Annotated in this window: 10 protein-coding genes and 1 pseudogene; 4 read left to right on the forward strand and 7 right to left on the reverse strand. The window is 65.7% G+C overall.

From position 1 onward, the window contains the following. Positions 1–80 precede the first annotated feature (80 nt). Together ACSC1S_RS21660 and ACSC1S_RS21665 are read left to right on the forward strand one after the other, a co-directional pair. Positions 81–1,046 carry a DHH family phosphoesterase gene (locus ACSC1S_RS21660; protein ID WP_435366141.1) on the forward strand — a complete coding sequence of 322 codons (966 nt, stop codon included), beginning with the start codon at positions 81–83 and terminating at the stop codon, positions 1,044–1,046. An 81-nt stretch (positions 1,047–1,127) separates the two neighbouring features. Next, positions 1,128–1,691 carry a hypothetical protein gene (locus ACSC1S_RS21665; RefSeq protein WP_435366142.1) on the forward strand — a complete coding sequence of 188 codons (564 nt, stop codon included), beginning with the start codon at positions 1,128–1,130 and terminating at the stop codon, positions 1,689–1,691. Between the two features lie 131 nt (positions 1,692–1,822). On the opposite strand, the gene ACSC1S_RS21670 is transcribed toward ACSC1S_RS21665, so the two are convergent. The 6 genes from ACSC1S_RS21670 to ACSC1S_RS21695 all read right to left on the reverse strand — a co-directional run bounded on the left by ACSC1S_RS21670 (position 1,823) and on the right by ACSC1S_RS21695 (position 16,027). Further along, entirely contained in the window at positions 1,823–6,541 is a 4,719-nt protein-coding gene (locus ACSC1S_RS21670; protein ID WP_435366143.1) for a HEAT repeat domain-containing protein, read from the reverse strand. 164 nt (positions 6,542–6,705) lie between these two features. After that, complete coding sequence (locus ACSC1S_RS21675; protein ID WP_435366144.1) at positions 6,706–7,623, reverse strand: DUF5794 domain-containing protein; 918 nt, start codon at positions 7,621–7,623, stop codon at positions 6,706–6,708. A gap of 174 nt (positions 7,624–7,797) precedes the next feature. Then, on the reverse strand, positions 7,798–13,302 hold the full coding sequence (locus ACSC1S_RS21680) for a hypothetical protein (protein WP_435366145.1): 5,505 nt from the start codon (positions 13,300–13,302) through the stop codon (positions 7,798–7,800). 122 nt (positions 13,303–13,424) lie between these two features. Continuing rightward, positions 13,425–14,753 (reverse strand): hypothetical protein, encoded by a 1,329-nt coding sequence (locus ACSC1S_RS21685; RefSeq protein WP_435366146.1) that lies wholly within the window; start codon positions 14,751–14,753, stop codon positions 13,425–13,427. Beyond that, positions 14,750–14,953 carry a hypothetical protein gene (locus ACSC1S_RS21690; RefSeq protein WP_435366147.1) on the reverse strand — a complete coding sequence of 68 codons (204 nt, stop codon included), beginning with the start codon at positions 14,951–14,953 and terminating at the stop codon, positions 14,750–14,752. The genes ACSC1S_RS21685 and ACSC1S_RS21690 overlap by 4 nt, the downstream gene beginning before the upstream one ends. Before the next feature lie 180 nt (positions 14,954–15,133). Next, positions 15,134–16,027 carry a metallophosphoesterase gene (locus ACSC1S_RS21695; protein ID WP_435366148.1) on the reverse strand — a complete coding sequence of 298 codons (894 nt, stop codon included), beginning with the start codon at positions 16,025–16,027 and terminating at the stop codon, positions 15,134–15,136. 104 nt (positions 16,028–16,131) lie between these two features. Here ACSC1S_RS21695 and ACSC1S_RS21700 point away from each other — a divergent pair, with 104 nt between their 5' ends. Next, the gene (locus ACSC1S_RS21700) at positions 16,132–16,764 is read left to right on the forward strand and encodes a hypothetical protein (RefSeq protein WP_435366149.1); all 633 of its coding nucleotides are present in this window, start codon (positions 16,132–16,134) and stop codon (positions 16,762–16,764) included. 69 nt (positions 16,765–16,833) lie between these two features. Then, a complete protein-coding gene (locus tag ACSC1S_RS21705; RefSeq protein WP_435366150.1) occupies positions 16,834–17,511 on the forward strand; it encodes a metallophosphoesterase family protein in 678 nt (225 codons plus the stop codon). A gap of 30 nt (positions 17,512–17,541) precedes the next feature. On the opposite strand, the pseudogene ACSC1S_RS21710 reads toward ACSC1S_RS21705, so the two are convergent. Continuing rightward, positions 17,542–18,518 (reverse strand): annotated as a pseudogene (locus ACSC1S_RS21710) (hypothetical protein); the annotation flags it as partial.

Raw genomic sequence — 18,518 nt, forward strand, 5'->3', positions numbered from 1 at the left:
GAGCCGCTACCGCAAGTGCGCCGGCTGGTGCAGGCCGAGTCACCCGAATCACCATATGAAGGGAAGCGAACTATTCTCTGATGAAAGGGCTCACCGCTCGTCTGGCCAATAGTTCACGAGTACTCGTCGTCACTCACCGGCAGGCCGACATGGATGCCGTCGGTTCAGCGGTGGGGCTTGCAGAGTCGCTCGACGCCGACGTCGAGATCGGCACGCCGGATGGCGTCAAGGCGAACGCTCGGCCGCTGCTGGACGGCCAACGCGTCACCACGGACCCGGAACTAGAGGCCTACGACCTCGTCGTCGTGGTCGACGCACCGTCGACCGACCGCATCGCGCCGTGCGACCCGACCGCTGCGAGCACGCCATACCTCTTTCTCGACCACCACGAACCCGCCGACCTCCACGAACACGCCGCCGCCGCATGGGTCGACGAGTCCGCGCCCGCGACCGCCCTGCTGGTCGCCGAGACCCTCGCGGCCGGCGAGTGGTCGCCCACGAAGGCCGGTGCGATGGCTCTCGCAGCAGGCATCTTCGACGACGCCGGGTTCCGCGCGGTCTTCATGCCAGCCACCTACGAACGGACCGTCGCGCTCCTGGACGCCGCCGGCGAGAAGCGTGCGGACCTGGCGACCCTCTGGTCCGACACCACCGGGTGGAACGTCCGGATGGCGACCGCGAAAGCTGTCGTCCGCGCACGCGGCTACAAGTCCGGCGAAACCATCGTCCTCACCACTCGAGTCGGCAGCGAGGAGAAAGCGGCTGCGCACGCCCTCCTCGACGGGAACGCCGACATCGCCCTGATCATCTGCCCGCAGGATGGCTGGACGCGCGTCGTCGGGCGAATCCGGGACTCGTTCAACGCCTCGCTCTCACTGCCCACGGACGTTCTCGACCCACTCACTGCCTCCTTCGGCGGGGAGTCGGGCGGCCATGCGGCTGCCGCGAGCGCAGAGCTCGATAGCACCGACCACGACGCCATCGAAGCCCGCGCCCTTTCGCTCATCGAGGACGCATTCGGCACGCAGTTCGGCGAGTTCTCCTGACGAGCACCGCGAGCGCTCGCCCCCTTACAAAAAATGGAACCCACCCCGAACGGTTTTATCGCTCTCACTGGACGTCGTGGCATGGTCGACTACCTCATCTCAGACCTCCATTTCGACCACCGCAACATCATCGACTACTGTGACCGGCCGTTTGATTCGGTCGAGGAGATGAACGACCGTCTGGTCGCGAACTGGCGGGCGGTCGTCGACTCGGACGACGTGGTCTTGTTCGGTGGCGATCTTACCATCCGCGAGTCCGCGGGCGCGCTGCTCGACTGGCTCGAGGAACTCCCCGGCGAGGTCGTGTTCGTTCTCGGCAACCACGACGGCACCGTCCTCGACAATTTGGACGACGTCCACTTCGTGGAGAACTATCGGTTCGAACACCGCGGTGTCCCGTTTCGCGTCGTCCACGACCCCGCAGACGGCCCCTCGAATCAGTCCGGCTGGCTCTTGCACGGCCACCACCACAACAATCATCCCGACCACTATCCGTTCGTAGACCACGACAATCGACGCGTGAATTTCTCCGTCGAGCTTATCGATTACCGGCCGCTCTCTGTCGACCTCCTCGTCGATTACCTCGCCTGTGGCGAACGCTTCGCGGACAAGGCCGCCGCCGAACGAGAACTCGAAAGCCGGTGATTTCTGCGTCGGTCCCTCTCAAATCGGTGGCCCTGCCGCACCGTGGGGACTCCGACGAGTCTGTACCGCTGCCCGCCGTACCGTACGCCGCTCAAGTACTCATCGGTGTAGGCTGCCGGCGCTGGACCGAATCAGCGACGCATTTGGGTGGCTGCAGGCGTGTCGATGGCAGTCAGAAGTTCGATTGCGGCGAGTTTCGTCTCTGGGTCGGCTTCGTCGACGAGCATCGCGTTAATCGCGTCACGTTCGTCGCTGGACAGGCCGATGGCGTCTGGGAGAGCACAGAGACACCGCACAGCTGCGGCCGTGGTCTCGTGGTCGTCGGCGGTGAGGCAACCACGGGCGGGGTTGAGTGGGACGACCCGTGGCGTGGTGTCAGCGACAGTGGCGAGTGCGGCGGTGGCGTTGACTCGCCGGTCTGGGTCGGTGGCCCGCGTTGTCTCCACGAGCCTCGGAATTGCCTGCTTAAGTGGGACGGGCTGGTCGTGTCGGATGGCAGTGTCGAGGACCTTCGCTGCGGCGGCGCTGACGCGGGCGTCGTCGTCGCCGAGGAGCGTCGTGGCGCTGCGAGCTGTGGACGGCATCGGGACGACCCCGGTATCGACGAGTGCGGCGAGAAGGTCGAGGCCGCGCCATCGCCGATTAGGGTTCGCGGCGTCCAGCGCAGTAACGGCATCCGCGACGGTGGCGGCGACGGCGTCGGGTTGGCCGTCAGCGACGGCGCGAATGGCATCACGAGCTTCGTCGACGACGAAATCGGACACCACGTCGCTGGACTCGAGGACGACCGCCGACAGTTCGGGCACGGCGTCGCCCACTGCTCCGGGATCTTTCTCTGCGATGCGTCGACAGGTCCTCGTCGCGAGTCTGAAGAGCTGGCGGTAGCCATTGTTCGCGTCTCGCTCGAGCTCGCGGCGGAGGTGGGAGTCCAGTGCTGGGACGAGGGAGTGGAGGTCGCCGGGGACGCTCATGGCGAGGGAGTCGACGATACGGAGGACGTCGCCGGCCACCGCGGGGTCGCGGCGTTCCAACTCATCACGGAGGGGACCGAGGCCGGCAGCAACGACGTCCTTCGGGCGGTTCTGGGCGACGACGGAGAGCAAATCGAGGGCGGGGTCGGTCACGGCGTCGTCGTCGTTCCCGACAGCCTCGACCAGTGACTCGGCATCCAGGTCACGGTCGGATGGCTCCATGTGGAACTCAAGGGCGCCGACCGCCGCCTGCCGGACTGCTTCGTCGTCGCTTGCGAGTGCTCGCGCGAGCCCAGGGAGCGCCGGGTCGAGGGGAGTGGGCTGGCGGGATGCAAAACCGAACGCCTCTACGGCCGCCTTGCGGACTTCGGAGGTATTGTCTGTCAGCGCGTCCCCGACTGCTTCGGTCGCCCGTTCGTCGCCGGTCGCGTGTGCGACAAGGCAGAGGCCCGTCACAGCCTCGGCGCGGACCGCGTCGTCCCGGTGGTTCGCACCGACGATGAGAGCTTGCACGCCGCCTGTGATCTCGGAGATCTCGTGTGGGGCTTCGTCGGCGGCGAGCGAGAGCGCCTCCACTGCTTCCTCCTCCAGTGGGTGGTCTGGGGTCTCCAGTACTTCTCGAAGTATCGGCAGGGTATCGGGGAGCGCCGTAACAAGTGTTGTGAGGGCGAAGGAAGCACACTGGCGTTCTAAATCCGTGCCGTCGAGCAGCGAGCGGAGCTTGGATTCGGCCCTGTCTAGCGCCTCCGAGAGTCCGCCGTCGTGGGGTACTTCGTTCTCGGCGATGGCGACGATGGCGAGGTAGAGCGCGCTCTGGATCCGCTCTCCACGACCCGACGCATCGAGTCCACTTCGGAGCCGTTCGACGATCGAGACGGTGTGTTCCGGAACCGAGATGACAGTGTTGACGATCGCACCCAAGAGGGCGAACGAGAGGTCGCCGGAGAGCCCCGACTCGTCGATGGTCGGCGGCGGACCCTTCGAGACCACGCTGTCAACGAGGTTCGGGAGCACTTCTGCGACGCGCTCGTGGTGTTCTTCGCTCAGTTTTTCGATGGCTCCATAGAGTTGGATCCGTGTCAGCGGCGGCTCGGACTCGACCTGTGCGACGACGAGGTCGAGGAGCGAGACGGCAGCGTCTGGGTCGTCAGCGGCGAGCGCCCTGTACGCGAACGCTGCCTGGAAGCGTTCGGTGGGCGCAGGGTCCGTCAGGCCCTGCTCGAGGTCTGCGATGGTAGGGTCGCCGATGGGTTCCAGATCGACCAGTTCGATTGGCGATTCGCTCGCCGCCGGGGGCAGCGCAGCCCGTGCTGCTTCCGGGTTCGCTGCCATGATGTCTGCCAGAGCTTCGACGGCCGCGGTCGCAACGGGCGCTTCCGTGGTCTCGAACACCACCTCGACGGCGGCGGGGACGACCGACGCCACAGCGGACTCATCGCCTGCGACGATGGTTGCGAGTGCGTCGAATGCACGGATGGCAACCGTCGATCGCTCGTTCAGGTCACCAGTTGTGACCACGTTGACGAGGTCGGGGACGGCAGCCGCCGCAGAAGTTGGGTATTCGGTTGCACAGACCTCGACCACGTCGATGCGTATGGGCTCGTCGAGTTCGCGGCTGCAGACACGCGGGAGGATCGGCTCCGCAATTTCTGGCGTTTCCTCGACCACCTTCCCAAGATATCGTGCGGCCGCGTTCGCCGCTGTAGGGGTGCCCTTCTCGTAGACGTCCATGAGCGCGTCACGGGCGGGCGGCGACTCCTTGGCGGCCGCACCAAGCGCCTGGAGTGCATACCATGCGGTCCGGTCCAGTTCGTCCGTCATCCCTCGACCGAGGGCCGCGAGGTCGCCGGTCACTGGCTCGACGGCCGCAGGTTCGCGGTCGGCGACGTTCGACAGCACCTCCGCGAGGTGGCGGGCGACATCGAAGGTCTCGTCGGGGTCGTACGTTGGGGCGGCGTCGGCGAACGCCGACACGACAGCACTGTGCTCGTTCGCGACGGCACCCGGCGCCGACTTGGAGACGTTCGCGAGCACCCACGCTGCGGTCCGTCGCACGTCCCGGTCGTCGGTGTACAGGCAGTCGGCGACGGTTGACAGGAATGTCACCACGAGCCAGTAGTGTTCGGGCGTGACCTCTCGAACGACTTCGAGGGCCGCGACGACGACGGCCGGGTCATCGTCGGCGAGGCCCCGTTCGATATCGTCGTCGAACGCGAGGAACACGTCGGCGTTCTCGCCGGCGGCCGATCTCACCAGCTCGTAGGCAGCGATACGGACGCGGGCGTCGTCAGCTCTCGTGGTGGCTTCGAGTGCTCTCGCAACGGACTGCAACGCGTCCGGGTCTTGGCCGAGAATCGCCGAGAGTGCGTCGACGGCGAGTTCGTGTGTCGACTCTCCGAGGGTATCGATGAGGGCCGAGAGGAGGCGCTGGTAGGCCGGTGAATCGGGAGTGTTCTCGGCGAGGGTGGGGTAGTCGAAGATAGATTCGACGGTTTCGAGCGTGCCCACGCGGCGTTCGACCGCGTCCGCGTCGAGCCGGTCGACGAGCCCATCGAGGACGAACTCGAACCAGCCCGGGTCAGTTTCGACAACCGTTTCGAGCGTTCGACTGGCGTGTAGCTGTGTGAGTCCACCGAGGTTGCTGCTCGCGACATCGAGCAGGCGGTCGATGGTCGTACGGTCCAACACGATGTCCGCTCCGTCGAACTCGGTCCCCACGCTGACCACCGTCTCCAGTAACTCGGTCGCCGGCTCGAGGACGGCGTCGTCGTCCGAATCGAGAACCGCGACGATGCTATCGATGACAGCGAGCACTGCGTTCGGTACCTCATCAGGCGAGTACGCATCGCCTTTCGCGGCGCTAGCGAGTACGGCCACCGCGGGCGCAGTCCCCCGTTCCGCGTCTTCGGCGACCGCTGCGAGGTCCGGAACGACATCTAGAATCGCCTCCTGGTCGCGGTACGCCACGGCCCCGAGTACCTCGCCGGCGTTCGACCTGATTCGCTCGTCGGGCGCGGTGAGGGCGGCGACGAACGTCGACAGGTACGGTTCGAGTGCTCCCGGCCGGGTTGCGGCGAGCGCAACGACTCCGTCGAGGAGGGCAGCCTGCAGGTCGGGGTCCTCATGTGTTCGGATGGCGTGGATGACCCAGGGCGTGGCCGGGATGGCCTCATCCGGTTTCGCTCGCGCAATGGCGGTGTACGCGCCTGCAGCTGCCGTGCTGCCGGCCGCACCGGCGTCGACGGTGGTGACGGCAGCGGTCACAACGGTTTCGATGGCTTCCGCCTTCCGGACGGGCAGTGGCGTGGACGGGGCCTCGTCAGCGCTGTCATCGTACAGGGCTGTGGGCTCGGTGGCTGTGTCTGAGGGAAGCCACTCCATGTGTGGGTCGATTATGGTCGCGATGAGATCGAAGGCGGCGCGGCGCGTGCCCCCGCCACCGGCATCGATGGTCGAAGCCGCTGCGTCACAGCAGGCAACGAACACCGACGGCTCCTCGCTCATGAGCCTCGAGAGCGTCATCTCGACGTCGTTCATCGGTCCGTCGCGCTCGAGAGCCACCGTGGCCAGGTCCCGAGCGTGGTCCACAACGAGCGACGGTCTCGCGTGGGCGACCTGCTGAACCAGACGTGCAACCCGGGACTCGACGGCCGTCGCCCTGGCCGGGTCGTGCACGAGCGCGTCAGCCGTACTCACCTCGCCGGTCTGCGCCCGTAGCACGTCGACGAGCGGTCCGACGAGGCCAGCGGCGTCGTCGGCGTCGGTTTCGAGGCGTTTCGCCGCCGTAGCCACGGCGGCTTCGAGCTCGACATACTCCGCTCTGGTTGTCGCGTCCGCGTGGTCACGGAGTCGGTCCGGAAGCGGTTGAGTTCTCGTCATCGATGGGTAGCGGTCGACGCATAGACCGCGAACGTTTGTGGTATGACAGCAAGCAAGGATGTCACATAAAGCTACGCGAACAGTGCCAGGAACTGCAGGGCTAAGGCCAACGGAGAGAGTCGGAAGAAGTGCAGATGCGACGGACCGCGGTGGTCCCTCGTTGTTTACTCGTCGCCGGCGGCCGCTGCCGCATCGTCTGCTTCGGGGTCGTCGATTGCGGCCACGATCGCGAGTGCGAACACGGCGAGCGACGAGAGGCTCGGGAGGACGCCCGCGATGCTGAGGGGGACCAGCGCGAGTGCGATACCAGCGCCGGTCCTGAACGCCGCGTCGTCGAGGTGGCTGTCGACGCGCGGGCCGAGGACTGCGCCAGTGAGCGCGAGGGTCGTCGCGATGGCGGCTGCACCCATCGCCTGCGCGACCACGCCCGGTTCCACCATGACCGTCGGCGTGATTGGAGCCGGGGCGAGGACGCGAGCCATGACACTGGCGACGAGGCCCGCAGCGAGGAGGTACTTGGGAGCAACCAGCTTCGCTGCGAGGAGGTCGTTCGCGATGCTCGCGCCGACAGTAAGGATGATGAGCGCGCTGAAGACGTGGAAGACGTTCATGTCGAGGAGGCTCGCGAGCGTCGGCGCGGCGACCGCTTCGAGCCCTGCCGCGGGAACGACGAGAACCGCCACCTTGAGGACGCGAATGAGGCGCGTCCGGCGGTCGTCGCCGGCCATCTCCTCGAAGATAATGGTGAGCATCCAGGGACCGCCGAAGATGGTGCCGCCGACGACGAGCAGTCCCGGGATGCTGTCGAGGGCGCCGCCAAGGACGAGCGCGGGGAACACGCCATCGATGAGTGGGAGCCCCATCGCGAGCAAGAGCGCACGGGTCGCGTCGTTTCGTTCCGAGTCGGTATAGAAGCCGTACGCGGCGAGTACGGGAGCGAGGAGGTTGACGACGCCCCGATACCCGCGTCCGACCGTACGCCCGGTACCGCGATACGCGCTCGCGGCGACTGCCATCGGGAGCGGCAGCGTCTGGTTGGTCGACGATTCCGCCTGGGTCTGGAGTGGGTCTGACTGGCCCATATCAGTCTTGACGACCCGACTATCCGGGGTTCCAGTGTTGACCTGAAACTAATATCTCGATTTATTATGGGGGAGATAGTGGCGGTCAGTGCCAAACTGCCGTACAGGCGGTAGTGAGCCATCTGGAATGGGTGGACGCAGTGAACGTGCCGACCTGACCGCGGTCGCGTCGAGCTACTCCTCGTCAGCCGTCGCAACCGCGGGTCTCGACCAGGCGGTGTCCGCGGCCGTGCTCGCGGGGAGGTTGGTGAACGCCTCGACGAGCGTGCAGCGGAGTTCGCCGGACAGCGGCGAGTCAGGGACTCGACCCAGGAGTGCGTGAATCGCGTCCTCGTGCCCAACGAGCGCGCCCGGTGCGTTCTTGGCGACGGCCGCGATCAGGCGACCGCCGAGTAGCTGTCGGTGCTGGTGGATGGCGTCGTCAGCGAGCGCGAGCACGCGGTCGACGTGCGGGTCGACGCTCGACGCCGAGAGATCGAGTGCGGTTGTGAACACGTCGGCGACGGCCGCAAGCACGTACAGGTGGACGTGTATCATGGTCTCGTGCGACCGGTTGAGCGTGGGGTTGTCAGTGTACTTCGTGCCGTCGGGGAGCAATTCGTCTAGGTCGACCTCGGGCCAGTTGTACGAGCGGACGCCGAGGAGCGCGTACTGGAGCGGGACGTCCGCGCTGTCGGGGATGCTCACCATGCTATGACCGTCAGTGCCGGTGCGACTGTGTCCGACCTCGAACACGGAGAGATAGCGGTCAACGGTGTCCGGCGTCGCCGAGAGTGTGCCGACTTGGGCGTACCCATCGCGGAGGAGTCGGATTGCTGCGTACCGGCTGCCCGCGTACTCTGAAACGAGCTGACGCTCGACGACTGGCTGGAGTGCGTCGAGGGATTCGAACACGTGGTGTGCGTCCTGTGCGACGAGTTCGAACAGTGTCGCGAGTGCCTCGAAGTGCTCTAACGGCGACCCGGACTCGAGGACGAACGAGAAGTAGTCCACGAACGACGGTGCAACAGACGGGTGTGCCCGAACGACCTCGTGAACGGCGTGAGCGGCTTCTTGCACGACGATCCTGGCATCAACATCGACGGCCTGCACGAACCGGTCGTGTGCATCGAGGTCCTCGAGGACAGACGGCGAGTGCGCGCCGAGCGCGCCGAGTGCGCCCATGAGGTACTGCATGCTGCTCGTTGTCTGCATCTTTGGAAGTTGACAACCGTCGAGACGGACGGCGTCGACGACTGTAGCGGGTTCCTGGCGGGCAACGGACCGGAACGCCGAGACGAGTTCGTCGCTCGGCCCGTTCGGACGTGACCCACCCAACGCGTTGCGTGTCCGTTCCGATGTGGCACCAGGGGATGGTTCGAGCAGTCGGTCCACGATCGGGTCGACGAGCGCGGTCATGTCGGCATCGGTCGACTGTTGAAGCGACTCGAAACCGTGAGTGACTCCGGGGAGAACGCGCGCTCGATCGCTACCGAGGTGTGTGGCGAACGCGCGTACCGTCGTTACCCCGACATCCTCGTCGTCAGTAGCCTCGACGAGGTTGGCGAGCGCATGCGCGGCGTGACTCGCGGTCTGCGGTACACCCGAGTCGACGAGTCGCGTCGCAAGCGCGTCGGTGAGGTCGGGCGCAAGGTCGAGCGTTCGCGAAGCGTCGTGCGACGTGAACGACCGGAGGACACCCGTACTGGTGAACTCGATGATACCGGCGTGATGGTCGAGGAGGTCGACAAACGCGGGTACTGCCCGAATCGCGTGGTCGGGCGCGAGCGCCGCCGCCGTCGACACAGCCTGGACTGCAGGCAACAGTGGTACCGGGAGCCATTGCTCCATCGCCGCCGAGCGAACGTACCGGCTCTGCCCCGGCGATTCGAGCACTTCTTGGAGGGAATCCACGCGCGCCTCGACGCGACCTCCCCAGTCGGATTGCGTCTCAATCACATCGTCACCGTCGTCGGTCGTCGCTGCAACGAGGTGACTCTCGAGAACCGCAACGAGAGCCGTCTCGGGGACATTCAGCGAGGACTGCCCTGGTGCCGTTATTCCACGGTCGTCTGCACCGGGCCCGGCCTCGTCGTCGCGACCACCCCGATTGGCGCGGTCGATGAGGGTCTGGACCATCGTGCGTGCGCAGTCGGGGTCGGGGTCCATCCCTCGCAGCACGTCCAGGAGTTTCAGGAACTGCGATGGTTCGAGCGAGTCGACCTCGATCGCGTCCACCGCCGCCGCGGGATACGCGTCGAGGAGCGTCGTGAGGACCAGTGCCGCTGGATTCTCCGGGCCGTTCGTCGCCTCGTCCAACGCGACGAGGTCTTCGGCGACGAGCCCCGCAACGCCCGCCAGCGTGTCCGTCGCGTTCACGAACGAAACGAGCGTGGTGACGTACCCGTCCGCGGGCGGCGACTGCGGATCCGCCGCTGCGAGCGCGTCGATAGCGTCGACCACGTGCGACACCGACGCCTCTTCGACCACGGCTTTGAGAACGCGATAGGCGTGCACGCGAACCACCGTGTGCGGCGACCTCAGCAACCGCACGACGTGTGCCCGATGCGCCTCGGTCGGTGACCCGTCGAGCGCCGCCTCGATTGTCTCACCGCGCTCCGCGACCCTCGACGATACCGCGCGTGCGCTCGCCGCGCCACGTCCGAGTCCGATTGTTGCGACCACGTCGTCGGCCCCGCCAACCAAGTTCTCGAGGAGATTCGACACGTCCATTCGTCGGTCTGACTCGTGACTTCGAGCGTTCACGAGCGCCGCGGCGTGTCGGATATCAGGGTATTCGTTGTACACGAACTGGTTCACCCACAGCGGATGCACAGGAACGCGTCCCGTCGTTCGGGCGACGACGGCAAGGACTTCGGTCGCCATCGCTATACAACCGGGGTGGTCCAGGTCGGTGATGGCGTCTTCGACGGCGTCGACGACGTTCGGGACGAGGCGGGCCGCCACGGCTATCGTCTGCAAGAGTTCGGCCTTCGCTTCGGGCGTCCCCGACGACAGGACAGTACGCATCGACTCGGTGAGGTCCTCAGGTGGTGCGTCCATCGACGGGTCGATAGCCAACCCAAGCACTTGCAGTGAGAGTCCAGAGACTCCGGTCCAGTGAGCACCCTGTGCGTCGCTCAATTCGAGGAGAATCGAGCGTACGGCCGACCGGACGCGACGCAGCTCCGACGCGGAGAGGTGGCGACATAACTGGACGAGTATCCTGAGCGCGAGATCACGTTCCTCGGCCGGGAGTTCCGATGTCAGGCCTGGGAGTTCGGACTCGACGACTGATGCCTCGTCACTACCAGCGCGCAACGCCTCGAGGATGGCAACACCTCGCTCGTGAACCCCCTCGGCGGAACACTCGAAGAGAAAGGCTAGTTGCTGGCAGAGCGCCTGTCCGCGAACGGTCCCAGCACGCGACGAAGCGAGCGAGCCCAATGCCCCGAGCCCCTGAAGGTCCAGCCGGTCGCACTCACGGAGTGCCGCGAACGCGTCCTCGGCGGACACAGTCACCTCCGTCCGATGCGAGAGCGTCGTGAGCACGTACGCAGCGTTCCGCATCGCCGCCAACTGTTCCTCGGAGAGGGCGCCTCCGTCGGCATCGCTGTTGGATGAGAGCGTGTCCGTCACGAGCTCTTCGAGTGCGTCCACGCCCGACGAGAGGCCAAGATGTTTGGGTGCGCTCATCGCCAGTATCTCCACGAGGTGGCTGGCGACGCGAGAGACCTCCGGGGTGGCTTGCAGCAACTCCGTTGCGGTCTCGTGATCGAAGAACGGTTCGTCGACGGCCAGCATCCGCTCGACCTGCACGCGAACCGCTTCGTCGTCAGACGACAGGAGCGCGTGGAACGAGGCACACATTCGTGAGTTGACGCCCTCCAGAAGGTCGAGACGATCGCTCTCGTATGCCAATTGCGCGCCGGAGAACTGCTGGAACGGACCGCTCGATGAACACAGTCGGCTGATGGTGTCCGGCGAGACGTGAACACGCGATGGTCGAGCGGCGACGAGCGAGACGAGCGCCCGACACCCCCAGAGCTGCGTCTCCCTCGAGCCGTCCTCGACGACACCCCGAATCGCGCTCGCAGTGTCCGCCGAGACGGCGTCCGGGTTCGCCGCTACGGTATGGGCGAGTGCGTGCATCGCGTTGCTCGACACGACAGGTCGCGCCGTCGTCGCGTACTCCGCGAGGATTGGCAAGCACGACGCCAGCGTCTCCGGGCGGTCGTGACTTATCGCGGTCATCGCCTCGAGGACTCGATTCGTCAGGGCAGCCGCATCAGCGTCCGCACCCGACAGGGTCGCCTGGAGCACCGACACTGCCAGCGAGCCAGTCTCCTCGGGCGCGCTACACGCCACGTATCGAACCTTCGGCACGTGGTCGCGGAGGCTTTCCGGGGCTGCGTTCGCACACCGCAACAGGACCGTGGTCGCGACCCGTTGCTCGCGTTCCGGGGCCGACCGAAGCAGTGGAGCAGTGGCATCCGCGACTGTCGCCGCGACCGACGGCGCTGAATCGACGTACTCGGAGAGCACCAGCAGCGACCAGAACGTCCAGTCCTCACGCTCAGGGTCAAGCCGCGATCCGAGAACTTCCACGACGTTCGGGTCGACTGCTGTCGCGCTCTCGTCCGCACGCAGAATCGCGGCAAGTGCCATCACGAGGTCTGTTCCAGGCGCGAACTCGTCCAGTTCACCTTCGAGGGTTTCGACGTGTTCCCGGTCGAACGCAGATGGCGCCTCCGTCGCTACCGTTCCGACGGCGCGCTCGAGATACCGTTTTACTACGACGGACGAGTCAGCGAGGAACGACACGATGGGGTCGAGGTGGTCGACGAGTTGTATCGGCTCGTGGTCTGCAACTGCCACCATCGCCTCAGCGAACACTTTCTGCGGGTGGCGGTCGGGCGACGTGATCGCCTCGAAGTACCCGTTTCCTGTCACCTGCGTGGCGACGAGAGAGAACGGTTCGTACTCTTGACGCATCGCGCGCACAAGATGCGAGACGTTGTCGCTCACGTGTCCGGGATATGTCTCAGCGACGTCAGCCAACACGAGTGCGACTGCCGTGAACTCCCACCCGCCGCGTTCGAGGTACGCGACGAGAGCATCGAGTGCGTCACCAAGCGCCTCCGGCTCAACGTCTGCGAGCGACCAGAGGACGCGAAGGCCGTCCGAGTGAACGGGCGCATCGAGTGAGAGGATGTCCACGAACACGTCAACGCGAGGTGCGACGAGAGCAGGATAGTCCGCGACACACGAGTCGACGACGCGACAGAGCGAGCCGACCAGCGACAGGTGCGTGTCGTGGCGGTCAGTCATCCGCCACGCCGACCCCATCGGTCGATGCACCGCCGCGTCGAGTACGTCGAGAACCACGGACAACCGCTCCGTGGGGAATTCGTCCGAATTTGCCGAGAGCGTCTCGAGTGCTGTCGCAGCCTCCAGTCGGCGTTTAAGTGCAGTACCCTTCGTCGCGCTCTCGCCCGGGTACACCACGTGACACAGTAGCGACGCACCGACGCCGCTCGCCGCAGTCCCGTGTCGTTCCAGGACGCCGTGAAGTTCCGCGACCACGCGACGACGACGAGACTCGGTCGCACCGGTTACGCGCTCGGCCGTCGCCACCGACCATGCACGGCCAGTGTAGTGCTCGAACACCGCCCTCGAACCGTTCATCGCGACTGTCATCGGTCACGCTCCCAAACCGCGGTTTCGCGACTCGCTCTGACGTGACGACAACGCACTCCCTTCCCCCAGGTCATGCCACATACTTCACCCAGACTGATACTAAATCTGGGGGCCACACAACGTCAAGGTTGGGTTGATTCCAGAGCGTCGACGATCGCTACCGCTCGGTCCTGGACCGCGGCGATAATATCTCTGAATGCGCACCCGTCGTCGCTGCAGCTGCCGGAAGAGAGCGCACAGAGTGGACACGCCAGGCGCTCGTCGCTGTCGGGGGTGCCGCCGCGGTCGAGGAGGCGTGCTGTCAGGCGGTCAGTGACGAACGCGCGCTCCCAGATGGCGGCGTACGAATCGCCGTCGTGGAGGGCGTCGCTGGCGACGTACGGGTTGACAAGCCAGTTCGGGTCGCCGCCGCGGCGCTGGTAGAGGACGGCGCCGAACCCACCGTCCTCGTACGCTTGCGTGAATAACCACGCTTGCCCGGTCGGGTACCCGACGTGCGACTGGTGCCCCTGAGCAGACCGGTCGGCTGGGCGTGCGCGATGCGGTTCGGCGAGCAACGGGAGGGCCGAAACGGCGGGCTGGGTCGCCCAGCTGTCGACGGCCGTTGCCGGGACGAGGCCACTATCCTCGGGGTCGTCGATGGCGCGACGTACCTCGGTGCGGAAGTCAGAGAGCGCTCGCTCCGTGCCTGCGATGGGTTCCATGTCGGCGATTGAGTCGAGCACGTGACGGGCGCGGTCCTCGAGGTCGCGCGTGGCGAGGATGCGGGGCGCGTTGGGCGGGTCGTTTTCCAGACCGGTGACGCCACGAGCGTCGACCGGGGACAGGCAGATGTCGTCGGTCGCGAGCGGCGGGTCGAGCGCGATATCGATCGCTGTTTCGAACACGCCGAGCCCGTGGCGGTCGAGCAGGTCGCGGAAGTCCGCAGCCAGCGTCGCAAGCGACCCACCGTGGCCTGGGCCGCGTCCGAGCGTAGCGATGGCGTCGCGGACGGCCGCTTCGTCGACGGAGCTGTCGTTGTCGACGTAGTTGTTCGCGTACCAGTCGACGTACGTTTCGTCTTCGGCAAGCCAGGACAGGAACGCGTGCAGTCCGGCGCGAGTGACCGTGCCAAATTCCACCTGAAGGTCGGTGAGTGCGCGGTCGTGGCCACGGAGTCGATGGGCGCAGTCCACGAGGGCTTCGCCGCCGTCGACGACCATGCTGGTCGTCCCGCAGAGCTCGCGCTTGTGGACGCGGAACGCCACCCCGGCCGCGGTGCGCGACCGATACCCAGCGAACACGACGGGGAACTGGTAGACGCCGACCGCGGACCCGAGCGCGTCGTGGACGCGCGGTGGGACACTGAGCGTGTTCAGGCCCGGACTCACCTCGACGCGGGCGTCGGTGTCGGTACTCGCTCGCGGGAGCGGGAAGCCGTGCCGGTCGTGGAACGGATACTCGAAACTCATCGTGACTCCGACCGCCGAGACGATGGCACGGTCAGTGCGATTGTGCACGTCGCGTCAACGGTGACTTCCACCTCGACGATACCGGCCTCGTGGTCGGCCGGCCGGTCGGCGTCGGCCGTGTTCTCGATCGTGAGCCGACAGGGCTCCGCGTCGATCTGGGTCCGTGCGCGACCAGTCACTTCGAGTGTCGGATTCGACATACCCAGACCGGAACCCCGAAGGAGGGTAAGCCAACGCGCCGGTCTACAGAATCTGGACACCTGAACGCTCTGGTGTCGATGGCACAAACGGGTGTCAAATGTCGAGGGACAGCCTCAGTAACCGCCAGATAACGCTATCGACCGCGGCCAGCACCGGTCAGTATCCCTACCGTCTCCGATTCAATCGGGGTTGGCGTCGGTGAAGGAGAACTTGCCGGCGTCGGGGTCGAAGTCGACGATGCCGATTCCACGGAACCCGAGGTTCAGCATGTGCGGGACACCCCCGGGTCTGTCACCGGTGTCGTACCCGAAGGCGTGGGAGTGCCCGCTGATGGTCGCGTAGACATCGTGGGTTCTCGCGACGAGCGCGAGCGCGATGGAGCCAGTGTGGAGTCCCTCGCGGTCCGTTTCGCGCGTCCCTGTCGAGTGATGGCGGTCGAACGATGTGTTGAACGGGGACAGGTGCGAGACGAGGACGACGTTCGAACGGTCGCCGAGGAGTCCGGCGAGGTGGTCGTATGTCTTCTGGACGGTGTCGACGCCCCTGCGGAATGTCCCGCGGTGCTCGGACGCGATGTCGAGCTCGGCGGCGGCGTCGCGGGCGCTCGCCCCGTTGGAGACGATGTCGAGGAGCGCGTCCTCGATGGTGTCGGCGGTCCGGTCGGCCGCGTACCGGCGTTCGCCCCGTGGCGCGGTCCGCGGATCTATGGCTGGGAACGCTGTCTGGTCAATCGCGGGTTCGAGCGACCGGTGCTCGCAGCCCCAGCCGACCACCGTGCCCCATTCGCACTCGTGGACCGCATCGTGGCCGCTGGTCGCGTTCTCGAGGCCGTCGACGACGCGCTCCGGCATCGGTGCGGGGTCGTGATTCCCCGGGACGTACATGACTGGGACGTCCGGCGTGAACCGCTCCACGAACCGTCGCGCGAGTGCCACATCATCCTCGCCGTCACGATGCGTGAGGTCGCCTGCCACGAACACCGCATCGAGGTCGTCGGGCACCTTCATCGCCTCGACGTCGTAGTCACTCGCGGCGGGCTTGAGGTGGAGGTCGTTACAAACGAGGATTCGCATATTGTCGACAAGCAGTCAGCGATGATATAAGTGGTGCCGGGATGTCACGAACAGCGTAACTACGCGCCGCGTTCTAAGCGCGCTCGAAGGCGACTACCAGCTGAATGCTCGAAGCGATACATCTGACTATCAAGACGTGGCGGTCCGGGAACGGAGACGAACCCGAGGGACTGGAAGCCATAGACAGGGAAGACCTTATCAAGCGAATTAACGAGTTCGAAGAGATCAAGAATAACTGCCGGTCGGAGCTCGACGGGCTCGAGAGCCGTTATCGGTCGACTGTTGACCTGCCGTCTGCCCCCGCCGGGCTACTACGCCACGAGGTTCGCGCTGAGCTGTCGTCCATCTTGACTGAGGCGGCGATGGTCCGGGCAAGGTTTGATGAAGTCATGACAGTGTTGCTGTTCCTCCGGCAGATCGAGCTCGCCAAGGAGTCCGACAAATCGTTCGATGGCCTCGACATCGAGCTTGGGAAGTTGCCCAAAGTCACCGATGATCCGGAAGAGATGGTACCAGGGAGCGGCTTCGAAGCTCCGGCCAGCCAACCGGGCCCCTGGGCCGAGCCCGACGATGAGACCACACCGCTGACGAGTCCAATCGATTGCCGCATCGAACGCGTGATGAGCTGTATTCAGAACGAAAACCCCGTTCCGACGCTCCACGCACTGTTGAAGGCCGACCTGAACACTCCACCCGATGAGTTCGACGAGTACCTAGAGGACAACGGTGACGAGTGAGGTGGAGTAGGATACACAACCTGTACCATCGCCCCCTGGTTTACGCGGGGTCGGGGCGCAGCCCGTAGTATGCGAATAGCGTTACTTTCGGACATACACGGAAATATGCCGGCGCTTGAAGCGGTGCTTGACGAATTAGCGGACGAGGCTGTCGACACGGTCGTCTGTGCTGGTGATGTCGTCGGATACGGTCCCTGGCCGGCCGAATGCGTGGAGCGGGTTCGTCAGACGTGCTCCGTCGTCGTGCAGGGAAATCACGACCGGACAGTTGAGACGCCCGATGAGTACAGTCACAACGAGATGGCGATGGCCGGACTGGAGCACGCAAAGCGGGAGCTCGACACCGAGAAACGCAAGTGGCTCGCAGAGCTTCCGCCGCGGACAACCATCGCCCAAGGCCGCATCCAGTTAGTGCACAGCCACCCGGACCCCGACCGGCTCGGCCGGTACGTGCGGCCGCGAGCGTTCCCGGAGATGCGGCCATACCTCGACGAGTACGTCGGCCTTGTGCTCGGACACACGCACGTCCAGCATCGAGCGCACGTCGACGGGAGGCTCATCGTGAACCCAGGAAGTGTCGGCCAACCCAGGGATGGCGATGCACGAGCGGCGTACGCGGTGCTTGACGTGAAGGACTTGAGCGTGGACTTGCGGCGCGTCGAGTACGACGTCGACCGCGTCATCAAGCGCGTCGAGGAGGTCGGACTTCCACGACGAATCGGGACGCGACTCCTCGATGGGCGTTGACCACACGCTACGTGTCTGGACTGCCCGTGGTCACCGTAGTCGCGTACCTTCGATCGCGAGATAGTTGTCGAGGAGGTTGGGAAGCTGAGCGTCGAACGACGCGCGGACGTCCGCAGTGACGCAGGCGTCGCCGCCACAGGGATCGGCAATGACAGCACAGAGCGGGCATTCGATTCCGTCGAACTGGACTGCATCGAGGCCAACGTCCTGAACGTCGTCGAGTTGGGCCGCGGCCATCCGTAGGTTCTCCAGCGAGTACTCGTCGAGAGTCATGATCATCTGCTCGGAGAGCGCCCCGCCGTCATTGTCATCGTCCGCCTCTCCGCTTGTGTCGGACGAGCCGAACCCCTCAAGTGCGGCGTCGGCTGTCTCCGCCATTGCGGCGCCGTCCAGTGACGCCAGCCCGGAGTCCGGCCGGGGGTCCGAGAAGGCGTCGTCGGCCGTCTCCGGCGCGTCCACGGGCTCGAAGTCGACGGACTCGAGCGCGGCTCGGAGAGCGTACACATCCTCGAACCCTTCGCCGAACGCCGCCCGGACGCGGTTCTCGTACTCGTGTCGGCGCACGAACAGCGTGTTCATGAGTTCTTTGCCGACGAAGTAGTGCTCCCAGAGCGCCTGGTAGCTGTCGATACCCGCCGGGACGTCTGGATTCGACGCCAGGTCGTCGGTATTGACGGCGTGATAGTTGAGCTGGCGTTTGGTCTCGTCGTCGGTCGGCTGGAAGACGACCGCGCCGAACGAGCCGTGCTGTTCGAACGCCTCGATGAGGACCTTCGGGAGCGGCTCCTTCTCGACGCCGATGAGGTCCTGGTCGGGGACATCCGCCGTCGCGGCGGCGGGAATCTCGAGGAGCGGCGTCGGACGGTCGAGCATCGTCTCGTCTGCGTCGAGGTCCACGCCATGCACGCGCTCCGTGAGACGACGCCGGAGGTCGTCGGCGTGGAGTTCGTGAACGCGGCCGTCGATGTCGGCATCGAGCGCAGCGAGCGCCTGGAGTGTCGAGACGA

It is taken from the genome of Haloarchaeobius pelagicus, from assembly GCF_051207375.1.
Classification (GTDB): Archaea; Halobacteriota; Halobacteria; order Halobacteriales; family Natrialbaceae; genus Haloarchaeobius.